Source organism: Mesorhizobium sp. LSHC412B00 (assembly GCF_000503035.1).
Taxonomy (GTDB): domain Bacteria; phylum Pseudomonadota; class Alphaproteobacteria; order Rhizobiales; family Rhizobiaceae; genus Mesorhizobium.
On the sequence record NZ_AYWB01000007.1, the window covers coordinates 81007 to 93585 of the forward strand.

Here is a 12579-nt window from a genome sequence, read left to right on the forward strand (position 1 = left end):
GATCATGGATCAGTACCCGGGGAATGCGGGCTCGAGCGGGCTGGCGGATGCGGCGATCTTTTGCTTGTAGGCGATGCTGGTCGAGGTGATGGCCTCGGAGATATCGACGCCGTTGCCGTCGGCGCCATAGACCAGGCGCACGGCCTCGCGGTTGAGCGCTTCCGGCGGACCGTCGAAGACGATCTTGCCGGCAGCCATGCCGATGATGCGGTTGCAATAGGTGCGGGCGGTGTCCAGCGTGTGCAGATTGGTGACGACGGTGATGCCTTCGCGCAGGTTGATGTCCTGCAGCGAGTCCATCACCACCTTGGCGTTGAGCGGGTCGAGCGAAGCGATCGGCTCATCGGCGAGCAGCACCTTGGGCTGCTGCATCATGGCGCGGGCAATGGCGACGCGCTGCTGCTGGCCGCCAGACAGCGTGCCGGCTGGCTGCAGTGCGGTGCGGGCGATGTCGAGGCGCTCGAGTGCTGCAATCGCCTCAGCGCATTCGGCGCGGGTAAACATGCCGAGCAGGTTGGAAAAGGTCGAGCGATGATTGAGACGGCCGAGCAGCACATTGGTCAGCACATCGAGGCGCGGCACCAGGTTGAACTGCTGGAAGATCATGGCGCAGTCGCGCTGCCAGCGTCGCAGCGGCGAGCCACGCAGCCGCGAGACCTCGGCACCGTCAAAAAAAATCGATCCCTGGCTGGGGTCGATGAGACGGTTGATCATGCGAAGGAGGGTGGATTTGCCGGCGCCGGAACGACCGATGATGCCGACCATCTGGCCCTGCGGGATCGACAGGTCGATGGCGCTGACAGCGGTGTTCTTGCCAAATCGGCGCGAGACGCCGCGGATTTCGAGCGTGGCAGGGGTCGATAACATCGAAGAGTTCCAGACCTGAATTGATCGTCTGGTTCTCGCCTAGCGCAGCGACATGAACCTGCCATGTCATCACGATGTCAGTTTTGTTACGCTCCACAGCCGTGCGGCAAGTGGGGGGTGGTCGCACCCGATCAGGCGCCGTATTTCTCGAGGAACGCGTCTGCCTCGAGTACGCGAAAATCGTCGAGCGCGGCGCGCAGCCTGGCGTGGTCCCAGTCCCACCAGGCGAGCGCCTGGTAGCGTTCGGCCGTGCGGCGATCGAAACGCTCGCGGATCGGCTTGGCTGGCACCCCGCCAACGATGGTGTAGGGCGCGACATCCTTCGACACCACAGCGCCGGCGCCTACGGCAGCACCATCGCCGACGGTGACGCCGGGCAGGATGGTCGAGCCGTGGCCGAGCCAGGTGTCGTGGCCGATGGAGACGCGTTTGGCGCGGCGCTGGGCGAAGAATTCTGTTTCGTGCTCGGCGTCGTCCCAATAGTCGGAGGCGCGATAGGTGAAGTGATGCAGCGTCGGCCGCCAGGTCGGGTGGTTTGTGGCGTTGATGCGCACGGCGGCGGCTATGTTGGAGAACTTGCCGATGGTCGCGCACCAGACGACGCAGTCCTGCATGATGTAGGAATAGTCGCCGAGGATGCTTTCGGACACGCGGCTGCGGTCGGCGATCTCTGTCCAGCGCCCCAATGTCGAGTTCTCGACCTGCGCCGTGGCGTGGACCAACGGCGCTTCCGATAGTTTCCTGCTCATGCAGCGATTTTTCCGGCGGCGAAAGAGGTCACGTCGATGATGCGATCGGCGACGGCGTCACGCACATCCGGGTCATGGAAGATGCCGAGCAAGGCGACACCGCCGGCCTTCTTGGCGGCGATCAACGCAACCACAACGTTGCGGTTTTTCGAATCGAGCGAAGCTGTCGGCTCGTCGAGCAGCAAGACCGGATGCTCGGTGATGAAGCCGCGCGCGATATTGACGCGCTGCTGCTCACCGCCCGAGAAAGTCGCCGGCGGCAGCGCCCAGAGCTTTTCCGGCAAATTGAGCTGCCCCAGCAAGGTGCGTGCTTTTTTCCGCGCGCTCTCGCGGTCCTCGCCGCGTTCGACCAGCGGCTCGGCGACCACGTCGAGCGCGGAGACGCGCGGCACGGTGCGCAGGAACTGGCTGACATAGCCGATCGTCTGGCGGCGCACGGAAAGCACCGTGCGCGGGCTGGCGATGGCGAGATCGATCAGGCCGCCCTCATGCTGAACGATGATCTGGCCTTCATCGACGGCATAATTGCCATAGAGCATTTTCAGGATCGAGCTTTTGCCGGCGCCGGAAGGCCCGCCGAGCACGGCGCATTCACCGGCCCGGATCGAGAATGAGACGCCGGCGACAACCGGCAATCTGATGCCGTCGCGCAGATGCATGGTGAAGCTTTTGGCGACGCCGGAAACAACGAGGGGCGTCGGCATCAGAAGGTTCTCCAATCGTTGTTCGTCCGCGGGCCAACACCCCCCTCTGCCTTGCCAGGCATCTCCCCCTCAAGGGGGGAGATTGGCTGTCGCGTTCGACTTCGCCATTCTTCTGCATCGTAGAAGGGGCGGGACATAAAAGCTGCTGATCTCCCCCCTTGAGGGGGAGATGGCCGGCAGGCCAGAGGGGGGTGCCTTGGCGCCATCTTCACACCTGTAGAATCGAGGAAACAAGCAATTGCGTGTAAGGCGCGCGGGGATCGTCGAGCACGCGATCCGTCAGGCCGCTTTCGACGACACGGCCGTCTTTCATCACCATCATACGCTGCGACAGAAGCCGGGCGACGGCGAGATCGTGGGTGACGACGATGGCCGCCAGGCCGAGATCGGTGACCAACCCGCGCAGCAAATCGAGCAGGCGCGCCTGCACCGAGACGTCGAGGCCGCCGGTCGGCTCGTCCATGAACACCAGCCTCGGTCCGGTGACGAGGTTGCGGGCGATTTGCAGGCGCTGGCGCATGCCGCCGGAAAAGGCGCGCGGCTCGTCGTCGATGCGGTCCTCGTCGATCTCGACGCGCGACAGCCAGTCGACGGCAGTGGCGCGGATCTTGCCGTAATGGCGGTCACCGACCGCCATTAGCCGCTCGCCGACATTGGCGCCGGCAGACACCGTCATGCGCAAGCCGTCGGCGGGGTTCTGATGAACAAAGCCCCAGTCGGTGCGCATCAGGAAGCGGCACTCGGCCTCGCTCATACGGTAGAGTTCGCGGAACTGGCCGTCGCGCATGCGGTAGCTGGCGGTGCCAGAAGATGGTAGCAGCCGCGTCGACAGGCAGTTGAGCAGCGTCGTCTTGCCGGAGCCGGATTCGCCGACGACGGCCAGAACCTCACCCGGCCACAGGTCGAAGGTGACGTTCTCGCAGCCGACGCGCGAGCCGTAGAATTTGGACAGTTCGGAGACGCGCAGCAGTGGGTCGCCGGTCATTCTGCTGGCCTCATCTTTCCTGCGGTAACATGGCTTTCAGCCGCAAGGTGGCCGCGATGTCCTTCGGCGCGCCGCTTCTCGCAATGGTCGGTGTCGGAGCAGACGAACATGTGGTCGCCATGGTCGTCGAGGATGACCTCGTCGAGATAGACATTTTCCGCCGCGCACAGCGCACAGGGCAGGTCGAAGGTCTGGACCTCGAAGGGATGATCCTCGAAGTCGAGGCTGACGACATCGGTGAAGGGCGGCACGGCATAGATGCGCTTTTCGCGCCCGGCTCCGAACAGTTGCAGGGCCGGCGAACGGTGCATTTTGGGGTTGTCGAATTTCGGCGTCGGCGAGGGGTCCATGACATAGCGGCCCTCGACCTTGACCGGATAGGCATAGGTGGTGGCGATGCGGCCGTGTTTGGCAATGTCCTCGTAGAGCTTCACATGCATCAGGCCGTATTCCTCGAGCGCATGCATTTTGCGCGTTTCGGTTTCGCGCGGCTCGAGGAAGCGCAACGGCTCGGGTATCGGCACTTGGTAGACTAGAACTTGGCCGGCGCTCAGCGGGTGTTCCGGGACGCGATGGCGGGTCTGGATGATGGTGGCGCTGGCGGTATCGGTCGTCACCGCGACGTTGGCTACCTTCTTGAAGAAGGCGCGGATCGAGACGGCATTGGTGGTGTCGTCGGCGCCCTGGTCGATGACTTTCAGCACATCGTCCGGCCCGATAATCGAGGCGGTGACCTGCACGCCGCCAGTGCCCCAGCCATAGGGCATCGGCATTTCGCGCGAAGCGAAGGGAACCTGATAGCCAGGGATGGCGATGCCCTTGAGGATCGCCCGGCGGATCATCCTTTTGGTCTGCTCGTCGAGATAGGCGAAGTTGTAGGTGGCGATGTCGGTCATGGCGATCAAATCCACTCCCTGCTATTGCATTGACGCCCAGAAAACGGAAATAAAGGCGAAGTCGAATGACTCAGACCGGTTGGATCCAGATTGCAATTCTGCTTCTGGCGTTTGTCTGCGTGGTCGGTTTTGTACCTCGGCGCTTGTTTCTGCCTGCTTCCAGAGATGGCGCGCATGTCACAGGCGGAAACGGCAGCTACGTCGGCGGGCATAGCAGCCATTCCCATGACGGCGGCAACGGGGATGGCGGCAACGGGGGTGGCGGCAATGGCGGGGGCGATTAGGCTCATTCGGCCGCCTCCCGCTTCTCTTGCACCTTTGCAGGGTTCTCTCGAGCTTCGTATTCGGCGCGCATGCGGCGCACCAAATCGAGCTCGGCCTGGAAGTCGACATAGTGCGGCAGCTTCAAATGCTCCACGAAGCCGGTCGCCTGAACATTGTCGGAGTGCGAGATGACGAACTCCTCGTCCTGCGCGGCGGCGACGACATCTTCGCCGAGTTCCGTTGCGCGCAGCGCGCGGTCGCACAGCGCCATGGCCATCGCCTTGCGCTCGCTTTGGCCGAAGACCAGTCCGTAGCCGCGGGTGAATTGCGGCGGCGCCTTGGCCGAGCCCTTGAACTGGTTGACCATCTGGCATTCGGTGACGCGGACCTTGCCGAGCAGCACGGCGAAGGGCAGTTCCGGCACGTCGAGTTCCAGCTCGACCTCGCCGATACGCACCTCGCCGACAAAGGGGTGGTTGCGGGCATAGCCGCGCTGGGTGGAATAGCCGAGCGCCAGCAGAAACCCTTCATCGCCGCGCGACAGCGCCTGCAGGCGGATGTCGCGCGCCATCGGAAACTCAAGCGGCTCACGGGTGATGTCGCCGGGGACATGGTCCTGCGGCATGTCGCCATCCGGCTCAATCAGCCCTTCGCGGGCGAGGATCGTCGAAACGCGCGGCATGGCCTGCGTTTCCGTCTCGCGCTGCAGCGGTTCGGCGACATCGGCGCCGGCGGCGAGTTCCGGGTCGAGCAGGCGGTGGGTGTAGTCGAAGGTAGGCCCAAGCAGCTGGCCGCCGGGCAAATCCTTGTAGGTCGCCGACACGCGCCGCTCGACCAGCATGGCGCCGGTGTCGATGGCGTTGGTGTAGCCGAAGCGCGGCAGTGTGGTGCGGTAGGCGCGCACCAGGAAGATCGCCTCGATCATGTCGCCGCGCGCCTGGACTATGGCGAGCGCCGCCAGTTCCCGGTCGTAGAGCGATCCTTCGCTCATCACCCGGTCGACGCCGAGCGCCAGCTGTTCGACGATCTGGTCGAGGCGCAGCGCCGGCACCGAACGGTCGCCGCGACGGCGGTCCGCAAGCAGACTGTGGGCATTGGCGATTGCGACTTCGCCGCCTTTTACCGCGACATACATTTATGCCTCCATCGTCTTGATGCGCGTCGTGCGCGGCAGGCAGGCGATACCGTCGGGCGCCGCCAGGATGATGTCGACGCCGCGCGGAAAGCGCTGGCTGTTCTGCTTCCACTGTTCGACGAAATGGCGCGGCATCTGCGCCGGCGCGATCGCGGCAGAGACTTCGATGCCAGGACCTTCGAGCAACAGCGGCGCGCCCGAGACGAGATTGCTGACCTGCAGGATCAGTGTCGTCGAGCGGTCGGGATAGTCCTGCGTGCCTTGCGAAAAGCCGTCGAGAGCAGCCATCTCGGCCGGGTTGGCGATCAAGGCGAAATGCGCATCGGCCGGCGTGTTGGCAAGTGGCGCGCCGGTGTGGAAACCGAGCCAGGATTTGACTGCCGCGGACGCCTGCAAGGCAGGGTCGAGCCAGAGCGGGGTGTCGTTGTCGCATAGCGAAAGCGCGATGGCGCCGGCGGTTGCCGACAGCGGCGCCGGCGGCCGGGCGAAGGCCGGCAGAGGCTGCACGCTGCCCGGCCGCGCCATGGCGTCCATGATTGCGCGGAAGACGGTCTGGGCGTTGAACACCGGATCGGCGAAACCGCCGTCGATCGATTGAGCTGCGATGTCCATCAGTCTTCTCCGCGCACCATGGTGAAGAAATCCACTTTCGTTGCCGCCGTCTCGGCGCGGCGCTTTTCGCGCGCTTCGCCTTGGGCGGCACGCAGCGGCGCCACCAGCGCGGTTTCGACCGTCCTGCGCTGCGCCGGGTCCTGCCAGAGCGCGTCGGCGATTGCGGCCAGCCTGGCCTTCTTCCTGTCGCGGCCAAGCATGTAGCTGTGGCCGACCTGTCCGGAAGGGAGCCGAACTGTGGCGCGGGTGACCGTCGCTTCACCGACATTGAAGGGTGCGCCGCCGCCGCCGATGCGACCACGCACGGTGACCAGACCGGTTTCCGGGCCACGCAGAAGCTCGGCCTCGGAGGTCAGGCCGGCCTCGTTCCAGAGCCGGGCGATGTCGTCGCCGTTAGCCTGCGCCAGCGTTGCCATGACGTCTTTGCGCTCGGCCTGTTCCCGCGCTTCCTGTCCTCGCATTGGGTTACTCCCGGACCATGTAAAATTTGTCTAGTGATATAGACAACTATACAAATTATACCTATTATCTAACCCGTGTCCATGACGGGTGGATGACAGGGGCTGGAGCGGGGGGGAAATGGTGGCTCAAAAGAGCGCGAGCAGCATCGAACGCCGCAGTGGCGTCTCGCTCTGGCGGCAGATCGCCGACCAGATCCTGCATTCGATTGCGTCCGGCGATTTCGCCGAGAATGCCGCGCTGCCGCCGGAGATGGCGCTGGCCGAACGCTACGGCGTCAACCGCCACACGGTGCGCAGCGCCATATCGGCCCTGGTACAGGACGGTGTGCTGCGGGCCGAGCAGGGACGCGGCACTTTCGTGTTGTCGCGCAAGCGGCTGTCCTATCCGATCGGCGCGCGCACGCGTTTTTCGACGGGCCTGCAGGGACAGACTTCGGAACGGCATATCGTGCTGCTCACGTCCGTAGTTGAAACGGCCAGCCAGCGCGTCGCCGACGGCCTCGGCCTTGCCAGGGGCACCGAGGTGATCCGGCTGGAGACGCGCGGCGAAGCCGATGGACGGCCGGTGTCCCGCGCCGCCAGCTGGTACGAAGCAAAGCGCTTCGCCGGCATCGATGCCGTGATGGCGGAGACCGGTTCGATAACCGCCTCGCTCCGGCGTTTCGGCATCGACGATTATCTCCGGCAATCGACGGTTCTGTCGGCGCGTCATGCCGACGCCGCCGACCTTGCCGATNGATCTCGATTTGCAGCCCGGCGCCATCGTGCTGGTCGCGGTCGCCGTCAACGTCACACCGGACGGCCAGCCGATCCAGTTTGCCGAAACGCGGTTTCCGGCGGAGCGGGTGGAGCTGAAGCTGTCGGCGCTGTAGGGAGCGTCGAGACTCATGCGATATCAGACCAACTCGGTCGCGCTCACTTGTCAGCGGCTTGACGTTTGAGGACCGCCTTCCCCCACTCCGTCTCGGCTTCGCCGAGCCACCTCTCCCCCCTCCGGAGGGAGAGGAAGGGAGCCCGCCTTGCCAAGCTCGCGCCTTTCCTCTCCCCCGTCGATCGGGGGAGAGGTGTCGAGCGAAGCTCGACGGAGTGGGGGTCGACCTGCGCAGGGCATGGTCAATTCCGGCCGGGTTCACCGCCTGCCATGTTAAGAACCCACCTCGATCACCGCCTTGATCAGCCCGGATTTCTCATGCGCCCATCTTGCGAGATCGCGCGGCGTTCCGGCCAGTGTCGTGCGGTGGGTGACAAGTTTCGCCAGCGGCACCGCGCCGTTGCGGATGGAGGCGGCGACGTGGTCGAAGTCGACTTTCAGCGCATTGCGGCTGCCGACCAGCGTCATTTCGCGTTTGTGGAATTCCGGGTCGGAAAAGACGATGTCGTCCTTGACGACGCTGACCAGCACGAGCGTGCCACCATGCGCGACATGGGCGAAGGCCGACTGCACCGAGGCGGTGTTGCCGGTGGCGTCGAAGACGACGTCGAACCCTTCGCCGCCGGTTGCCTCGCGCACCAGTTCGGCTGCCGCTTTTTGTGAACCGTCGAGCGTGGCGAAGCCGAGTTCGCCTTTTGCAAAATCCAGCCGCTCCGTGCTCATGTCGAGCAGGCTGACATCGAGCCCGGCGATGCGCGCAAACAGCGCTGCGCCAAGGCCGATCGGCCCGGCACCGATGACCAGCGTGCGGGCGCCTGGTTCGGCGCGAGCGCGCCGCACGGCATGCGCGCCGATGGCGAGGAATTCCACCGCCGCCGCATCGGCCAGCGATAAGCCGTTTGCCGGATAAAGATTCTGCGCCGGCACCAGGATCTGCTCGGCCATGGCGCCGTCGCGATGGACGCCAAGCACTTCGATCCTGACGCAGCAATTCGGCTTGCCGTGCCGGCAGGCGATGCATTTTCCGCAAGCGAGATAGGGATTGATGATGACGGGCTCGCCCACGGCAAGGTCGACATCTTCGCCGGTCTCGACGACGGTGCCCGACACTTCATGGCCCATGATGCGGGGATAGGCAAGGAACGGGTGCTTGCCTTCGAAGATGTGGTAGTCGGTGCCGCAGATGCCGACATGGCTGACGGCGACCAGCGCCCAGCCGGCAGGCGGCGCTCCTGGCGCCGGCCGGTCTTCCAGGACAAGCTCGCCGGGCGAGCGGCAGACAACAGCTTTCATTCGGCAATTCCAGTGTTTCTCAAAAAGGCGCCGGTCCGTTGTTAAGCAGGCCGGCGCAGAAGGTCAGGGAGAATTACTTGCCGCGACGGCGCAGCCCGTCGAAATAGACGATGATTATGATCAGCGCGCCGGTGATGATGCGCTGCCAGAACGAGTTGACGTTGAGCAGATTGGCGCCGTTGTTGATGGTGGCCAGGATGAAGGCGCCGAGCAGTGGGCCATGCACCGAGCCGACGGCGCCGAACAGCGAGGTGCCGCCGATCACCGATGAGGCGATCGCCTGCAACTCCCAACCTTCCGCCTGGGTCGGGTTGCCGATGCCGATGCGCGCCGCCAGCAGCACGCCGACGAAGGCCGCGCATAGCCCCGACAGCGTGTAGGCCATGTAGATGGTGCGCTGGACATTGACGCCCGAGAGGCGCGAGGCCTCGGCATTGGATCCCACAGAGAAGAGATAGCGGCCCCAGCGGCTGTGGTGCAGGAAGATGTAGGCCGGGATACCGACCAGGATCACCATCCAGAACAGATTGGGGATGCCGACAAAGGAACTGCGCGAGAACGCGGTGAAGCTGTCGCTGTTGATGTTGATCGAATTGCCGTTGGTCATCAACAGGCCGATGCCGCGCAACGAGGTCAGCGTCGCCAGCGTGATGATGAAGGGCGGCAGGCCCATCTTGACGATGCCGAAGCCATGGAACAGGCCGATGGCAACGCCGACCAGCAGCGTCACCAGAATGGCGACCCAGATCGGGAAGCCGGCATTGATCATCATGGCGACAATGACGGTGGCGAAGCCGACCACGGCGCCGACCGAGAGGTCGATGCCGCCGGTGATGATGACGAAGGTCTGGCCGACCGCCATGATGGCGATCATCGAGCCCTGCCGCAAAAGATTGGCGATGTTGTTGGAGGACGCGAAGCTCGGCGTCGCCACCGACAGCACGATCCAGAGCAGAACCAGCAACGCCAGAAGCGTCAGCCCGAACAGGACGTTGTAGTTCCGTTTCGGTTTTTCGATCGCGGCGGTTTCGATGCTCATGGTTCCTCCCGTTTCTTCTTGTCTGGACGGCGTTTTCAGCCGATCGCCTGCGTCAGCACGTCTTCATGGCTGGCGGCGCGAAAACCGTGGCTGGCGACCAGTTTGCCGCGCCGGAACACGTGCAGCGTATCGGCGAGCTCGTAAACCTCGGGCAGATAGGACGAGATCAGGATGATGCCGGCGCCCTTGGACAACAGTTCCCCGAACAGGCGGTAGATCTCGGCCTTGGTGCCGACATCGACGCCGACGGTCGGCTCGTCGAAGATGAACAGCTTGGCGCCATGCGCCAGCCATTTGCCGATGACGATCTTCTGCTGGTTGCCGCCGGACAGGCTGGAGGCCAGGGCGCCGCGCGTCGGCGTTTTGATGCGGAGGCCGGCGATCTGGCGATCGGCCTCGGCCTTTTCCTTCGCACCGGAGATCAGCATGTTGCTGGAGATGCGCTTGTAGATCGGCAGGTTGAGGTTGAGGCCGACCGGCAGGTTCAGGCACAGGCCCTGGTCGCGGCGGCTTTCCGGCGCCAGCGCCATGCCGAGCTTGATCGCGTCGTGCTCGGAATTGATGTGGACCGGCTTGCCTTGCCAAAGGACCTGTCCGGCCGACTTCTTGTGGCGGCCATAGAGCGTGGTGACAAACTCGCTGCGGCCGGCGCCGATCAGGCCATAGAGCCCGACGATCTCGCCGGCACGCACTGTTATCGAGACGTCTTCGAAGCCCTTGCCCGACAGGTTTTTCGCTTCAACGATCACGGCACCGGGGGTGAAATGCTCCTTGTGGTAGACTTGCTCGATCGAGCGGTTGATCATCATCTTGACCAGCTCGGCGTCATTGGTCTCGGCAATGTTGCGGGTGCCGACCAGCGTGCCGTCGCGCAGCACCGAGACGCGATCGGCGAGTTCGAACACCTCTTCCATGCGATGGCTGATGTAGATGATGGTGACGCCTTCGCCCTTGAGCCTGCGGATCAGCGTGAACAGCTGGTCGGCTTCCTTGCGGGTGAGATAGGCGGTCGGCTCGTCGAAAATCAGGAACTTGGTGCCGCGCACGGTGGCGCGGGCGGCGGCGATCAGCTGCTGCTGGCCGATGGTGAGGTCACCCAGCATGACATGCGCCGGCAGGTCGAAGCCGAGACCGTCGATGATCTTCTGCGCTTCCTTGACCATGGCGCGCTGCTGCAGGATGCCGAAGCGCGAATTCTCCTCGCCGAGGAACATGTTGGCGGCGACGGTGAGATGGCGGCAGAGCACGACCTCCTGATGCACGGCGTTGATGCCCAGCGCCATCGCCTCGTGCGGGGTTGCCAGTGCTGCCGGTTTGCCCTCCCAGATGACATCGCCGGAGGTGCGCGGCATGACGCCGGTCAGAAGCTTGATCAAGGTGGATTTGCCGGCGCCGTTCTCGCCGACGATGGCGTGGATCTCACCTGCCTTGAAGGCAAGGTGAACGGGCTTCAACGCATGCGTGCCGGGATAGCGCTTTTCCAGTCCGTGCAGTTCGAGGATCGTCCTGCCGGGCGCTAGCGTTGGGGCCGGGTGCAGTTCCTGCGCCGTGGGCGTCATGACAATCCTCCCAGGTTGGCCTTACGGTTGGCACGTCGCGATGCAGTCAGCCACATCGCCGAGGTAATTCAAGCCGGTGGATATTCAAGCCGGTATCGAATGTTTCCGGGGCGCGAGGCCCCGGAAACGATTTTTGCCTGACGGGCTCAGAGCTTCGGGTTGAGCAGGGCGTCGATCTTGGGGTCTTTCATGTTTGCCTTGGTCACCAGGTTGGCGCCGGTGTCGACATTGGCCTCGACCTTCTCGCCCTTCGAGGCGGCGAGCGCGGTCTTGATGCCGTCATAGCCCATCCGGTACGGATCCTGGACGACGAGCGCGGAAATGACGCCGTCATTGAGGAACTTGATCAGCTTCTCATCGCTGTCGAAGCCGACCAGCGCCAGCTTGCCGCCAAGGTTGTTCTCGGCGACTGCCTGACCGACGCCCTGCGCCATGATCAGGTTGGACGCGAAGATGCCCTTGAGGTTCGGGTTGGCGGTGATCAGGTCGGTGGCGATGTTGAGACCGGTCGTTGCCTGGCCGTCGGCATATTTGTCCGCGACGAGCTTGAGCCCCGGATATTTCGCGGCCAGCTGCTCGGTGAAGCCCTGCTTGCGCTGCTCCAGCGAACCGGCGCCCGGCGCGTTGGTGATCAGGGCGACGTCGCCCTCGATCTTGCCGCCATTGGCTTCGCCGATGGCTGCTGCAAGACCGTCAGCGGCGACGCGTCCGCCCTGCACATTGTCGGTGGTCAGGAACGAGGTGAACGCCTTGGAGTCGGCGCCGGAGTCGATGCCGATGACCTTGACCTTGCTGGCCGCTTCATCGATCGGCTTGCCAAGCGCCTTGAATTCGGTCGGCGCGATGACGATCGCGGCCGGGTTGCCGGCGACGGCATTCTCGAGGATCGAGACCTGGCCGTTGACGTCGGTTTCAGCCTGGGCGCCGAGTTCGGGTACGTTGACGCCGAGATCCTTGCCGGCCTTGCGGGCGCCGGCCAGGACGATCTGCCAATAGAAGGACGTGGTGTCCTTGACGATGATCGGAATGGTCACGTCCGCCGCCGAAGCCGGCGCCGTGTGCAGCGTGCCGGCAAGCATCGAGGCGGCAGCTAGTGCCATCAGTGAGCGGCGGTTGAGAATGCTGGTCACGAATTTCATTAGGA

At 64.2% G+C, this 12579-nt stretch carries 13 protein-coding genes and 1 pseudogene; 2 read left to right on the forward strand and 12 right to left on the reverse strand.

Annotated elements, in window-relative coordinates:
* Window positions 1-9 precede the first annotated feature (9 nt).
* The 5 genes from phnC to X757_RS149825 all read right to left on the reverse strand — a co-directional run bounded on the left by phnC (window position 10) and on the right by X757_RS149825 (window position 4201).
* The gene (gene phnC, locus X757_RS149845; protein WP_023669829.1) at window positions 10-867 is read right to left on the reverse strand and encodes a phosphonate ABC transporter ATP-binding protein; all 858 of its coding nucleotides are present in this window, start codon (window positions 865-867) and stop codon (window positions 10-12) included.
* Window positions 868-998: 131 nt separating this feature from the next.
* A complete protein-coding gene (locus tag X757_RS149840; protein ID WP_023669828.1) occupies window positions 999-1616 on the reverse strand; it encodes a DapH/DapD/GlmU-related protein in 618 nt (205 codons plus the stop codon).
* Entirely contained in the window at window positions 1613-2320 is a 708-nt protein-coding gene (gene phnL / locus X757_RS149835; RefSeq protein ID WP_023712301.1) for a phosphonate C-P lyase system protein PhnL, read from the reverse strand. Before phnL ends, X757_RS149840 begins: the two co-directional genes overlap by 4 nt.
* Window positions 2321-2528: 208 nt before the next feature.
* Window positions 2529-3305 carry a phosphonate C-P lyase system protein PhnK gene (phnK, locus tag X757_RS149830; protein WP_023669826.1) on the reverse strand — a complete coding sequence of 259 codons (777 nt, stop codon included), beginning with the start codon at window positions 3303-3305 and terminating at the stop codon, window positions 2529-2531.
* Window positions 3302-4201 (reverse strand): alpha-D-ribose 1-methylphosphonate 5-phosphate C-P-lyase PhnJ, encoded by a 900-nt coding sequence (locus tag X757_RS149825; RefSeq protein WP_023726432.1) that lies wholly within the window; start codon window positions 4199-4201, stop codon window positions 3302-3304. Before X757_RS149825 ends, phnK begins: the two co-directional genes overlap by 4 nt.
* Window positions 4202-4266: 65 nt before the next feature.
* Between X757_RS149825 and X757_RS149820 the strand changes: the two genes are divergently transcribed.
* Window positions 4267-4485, forward strand: a complete 219-nt coding sequence (locus X757_RS149820; protein WP_023699000.1) for a hypothetical protein — start codon at window positions 4267-4269, stop codon at window positions 4483-4485.
* Between the two features lie 2 nt (window positions 4486-4487).
* Here X757_RS149820 and X757_RS149815 read toward each other — a convergent pair whose 3' ends face one another.
* Genes X757_RS149815 through phnG form a run of 3 tightly spaced genes read right to left on the reverse strand, consistent with a single transcriptional unit; the run spans window position 4488 to window position 6673 of the window.
* Window positions 4488-5600 (reverse strand): carbon-phosphorus lyase complex subunit PhnI, encoded by a 1113-nt coding sequence (locus X757_RS149815; protein ID WP_023726434.1) that lies wholly within the window; start codon window positions 5598-5600, stop codon window positions 4488-4490.
* Entirely contained in the window at window positions 5601-6212 is a 612-nt protein-coding gene (gene phnH / locus X757_RS149810; RefSeq protein ID WP_023726435.1) for a phosphonate C-P lyase system protein PhnH, read from the reverse strand. It abuts the gene before it with no gap.
* Complete coding sequence (gene phnG, locus X757_RS149805; protein ID WP_023700148.1) at window positions 6212-6673, reverse strand: phosphonate C-P lyase system protein PhnG; 462 nt, start codon at window positions 6671-6673, stop codon at window positions 6212-6214. Before phnG ends, phnH begins: the two co-directional genes overlap by 1 nt.
* A gap of 118 nt (window positions 6674-6791) precedes the next feature.
* Here phnG and phnF point away from each other — a divergent pair.
* Window positions 6792-7545, forward strand: a pseudogene (phnF, locus tag X757_RS01000000164840) (phosphonate metabolism transcriptional regulator PhnF).
* Between the two features lie 272 nt (window positions 7546-7817).
* On the opposite strand, the gene X757_RS149800 reads toward phnF, so the two are convergent.
* The 4 genes from X757_RS149800 to X757_RS149785 all read right to left on the reverse strand — a co-directional run bounded on the left by X757_RS149800 (window position 7818) and on the right by X757_RS149785 (window position 12574).
* A complete protein-coding gene (locus tag X757_RS149800) occupies window positions 7818-8837 on the reverse strand; it encodes a zinc-binding alcohol dehydrogenase family protein (RefSeq protein WP_023700146.1) in 1020 nt (339 codons plus the stop codon).
* 73 nt (window positions 8838-8910) lie between these two features.
* A complete protein-coding gene (locus tag X757_RS149795; RefSeq protein WP_023669818.1) occupies window positions 8911-9876 on the reverse strand; it encodes an ABC transporter permease in 966 nt (321 codons plus the stop codon).
* A 35-nt stretch (window positions 9877-9911) separates the two neighbouring features.
* A complete protein-coding gene (locus X757_RS149790) occupies window positions 9912-11435 on the reverse strand; it encodes a sugar ABC transporter ATP-binding protein (protein ID WP_031251325.1) in 1524 nt (507 codons plus the stop codon).
* 146 nt (window positions 11436-11581) lie between these two features.
* Window positions 11582-12574 (reverse strand): ABC transporter substrate-binding protein, encoded by a 993-nt coding sequence (locus X757_RS149785; RefSeq protein ID WP_023669816.1) that lies wholly within the window; start codon window positions 12572-12574, stop codon window positions 11582-11584.
* Window positions 12575-12579: the final 5 nt, after the last annotated feature.

Excerpts from the sequence above, each read along its gene's own strand:
- X757_RS149790 (WP_031251325.1), bottom strand. The coding sequence starts at position 11,435 with ATGACGCCCACGGCGCAGGAACTGCACCCGGCCCCAACGCTAGCGCCC.
- phnC (WP_023669829.1), bottom strand. The coding sequence starts at position 867 with ATGTTATCGACCCCTGCCACGCTCGAAATCCGCGGCGTCTCGCGCCGA.
- X757_RS149815 (WP_023726434.1), bottom strand. The coding sequence starts at position 5,600 with ATGTATGTCGCGGTAAAAGGCGGCGAAGTCGCAATCGCCAATGCCCAC.
- phnG (WP_023700148.1), bottom strand. The coding sequence starts at position 6,673 with ATGCGAGGACAGGAAGCGCGGGAACAGGCCGAGCGCAAAGACGTCATG.
- X757_RS149820 (WP_023699000.1), top strand. The coding sequence starts at position 4,267 with ATGACTCAGACCGGTTGGATCCAGATTGCAATTCTGCTTCTGGCGTTT.
- X757_RS149800 (WP_023700146.1), bottom strand. The coding sequence starts at position 8,837 with ATGAAAGCTGTTGTCTGCCGCTCGCCCGGCGAGCTTGTCCTGGAAGAC.
- phnK (WP_023669826.1), bottom strand. The coding sequence starts at position 3,305 with ATGACCGGCGACCCACTGCTGCGCGTCTCCGAACTGTCCAAATTCTAC.
- X757_RS149840 (WP_023669828.1), bottom strand. The coding sequence starts at position 1,616 with ATGAGCAGGAAACTATCGGAAGCGCCGTTGGTCCACGCCACGGCGCAG.
- X757_RS149825 (WP_023726432.1), bottom strand. The coding sequence starts at position 4,201 with ATGACCGACATCGCCACCTACAACTTCGCCTATCTCGACGAGCAGACC.
- phnH (WP_023726435.1), bottom strand. The coding sequence starts at position 6,212 with ATGGACATCGCAGCTCAATCGATCGACGGCGGTTTCGCCGATCCGGTG.
- phnL (WP_023712301.1), bottom strand. The coding sequence starts at position 2,320 with ATGCCGACGCCCCTCGTTGTTTCCGGCGTCGCCAAAAGCTTCACCATG.
- X757_RS149785 (WP_023669816.1), bottom strand. The coding sequence starts at position 12,574 with ATGAAATTCGTGACCAGCATTCTCAACCGCCGCTCACTGATGGCACTA.
- X757_RS149795 (WP_023669818.1), bottom strand. The coding sequence starts at position 9,876 with ATGAGCATCGAAACCGCCGCGATCGAAAAACCGAAACGGAACTACAAC.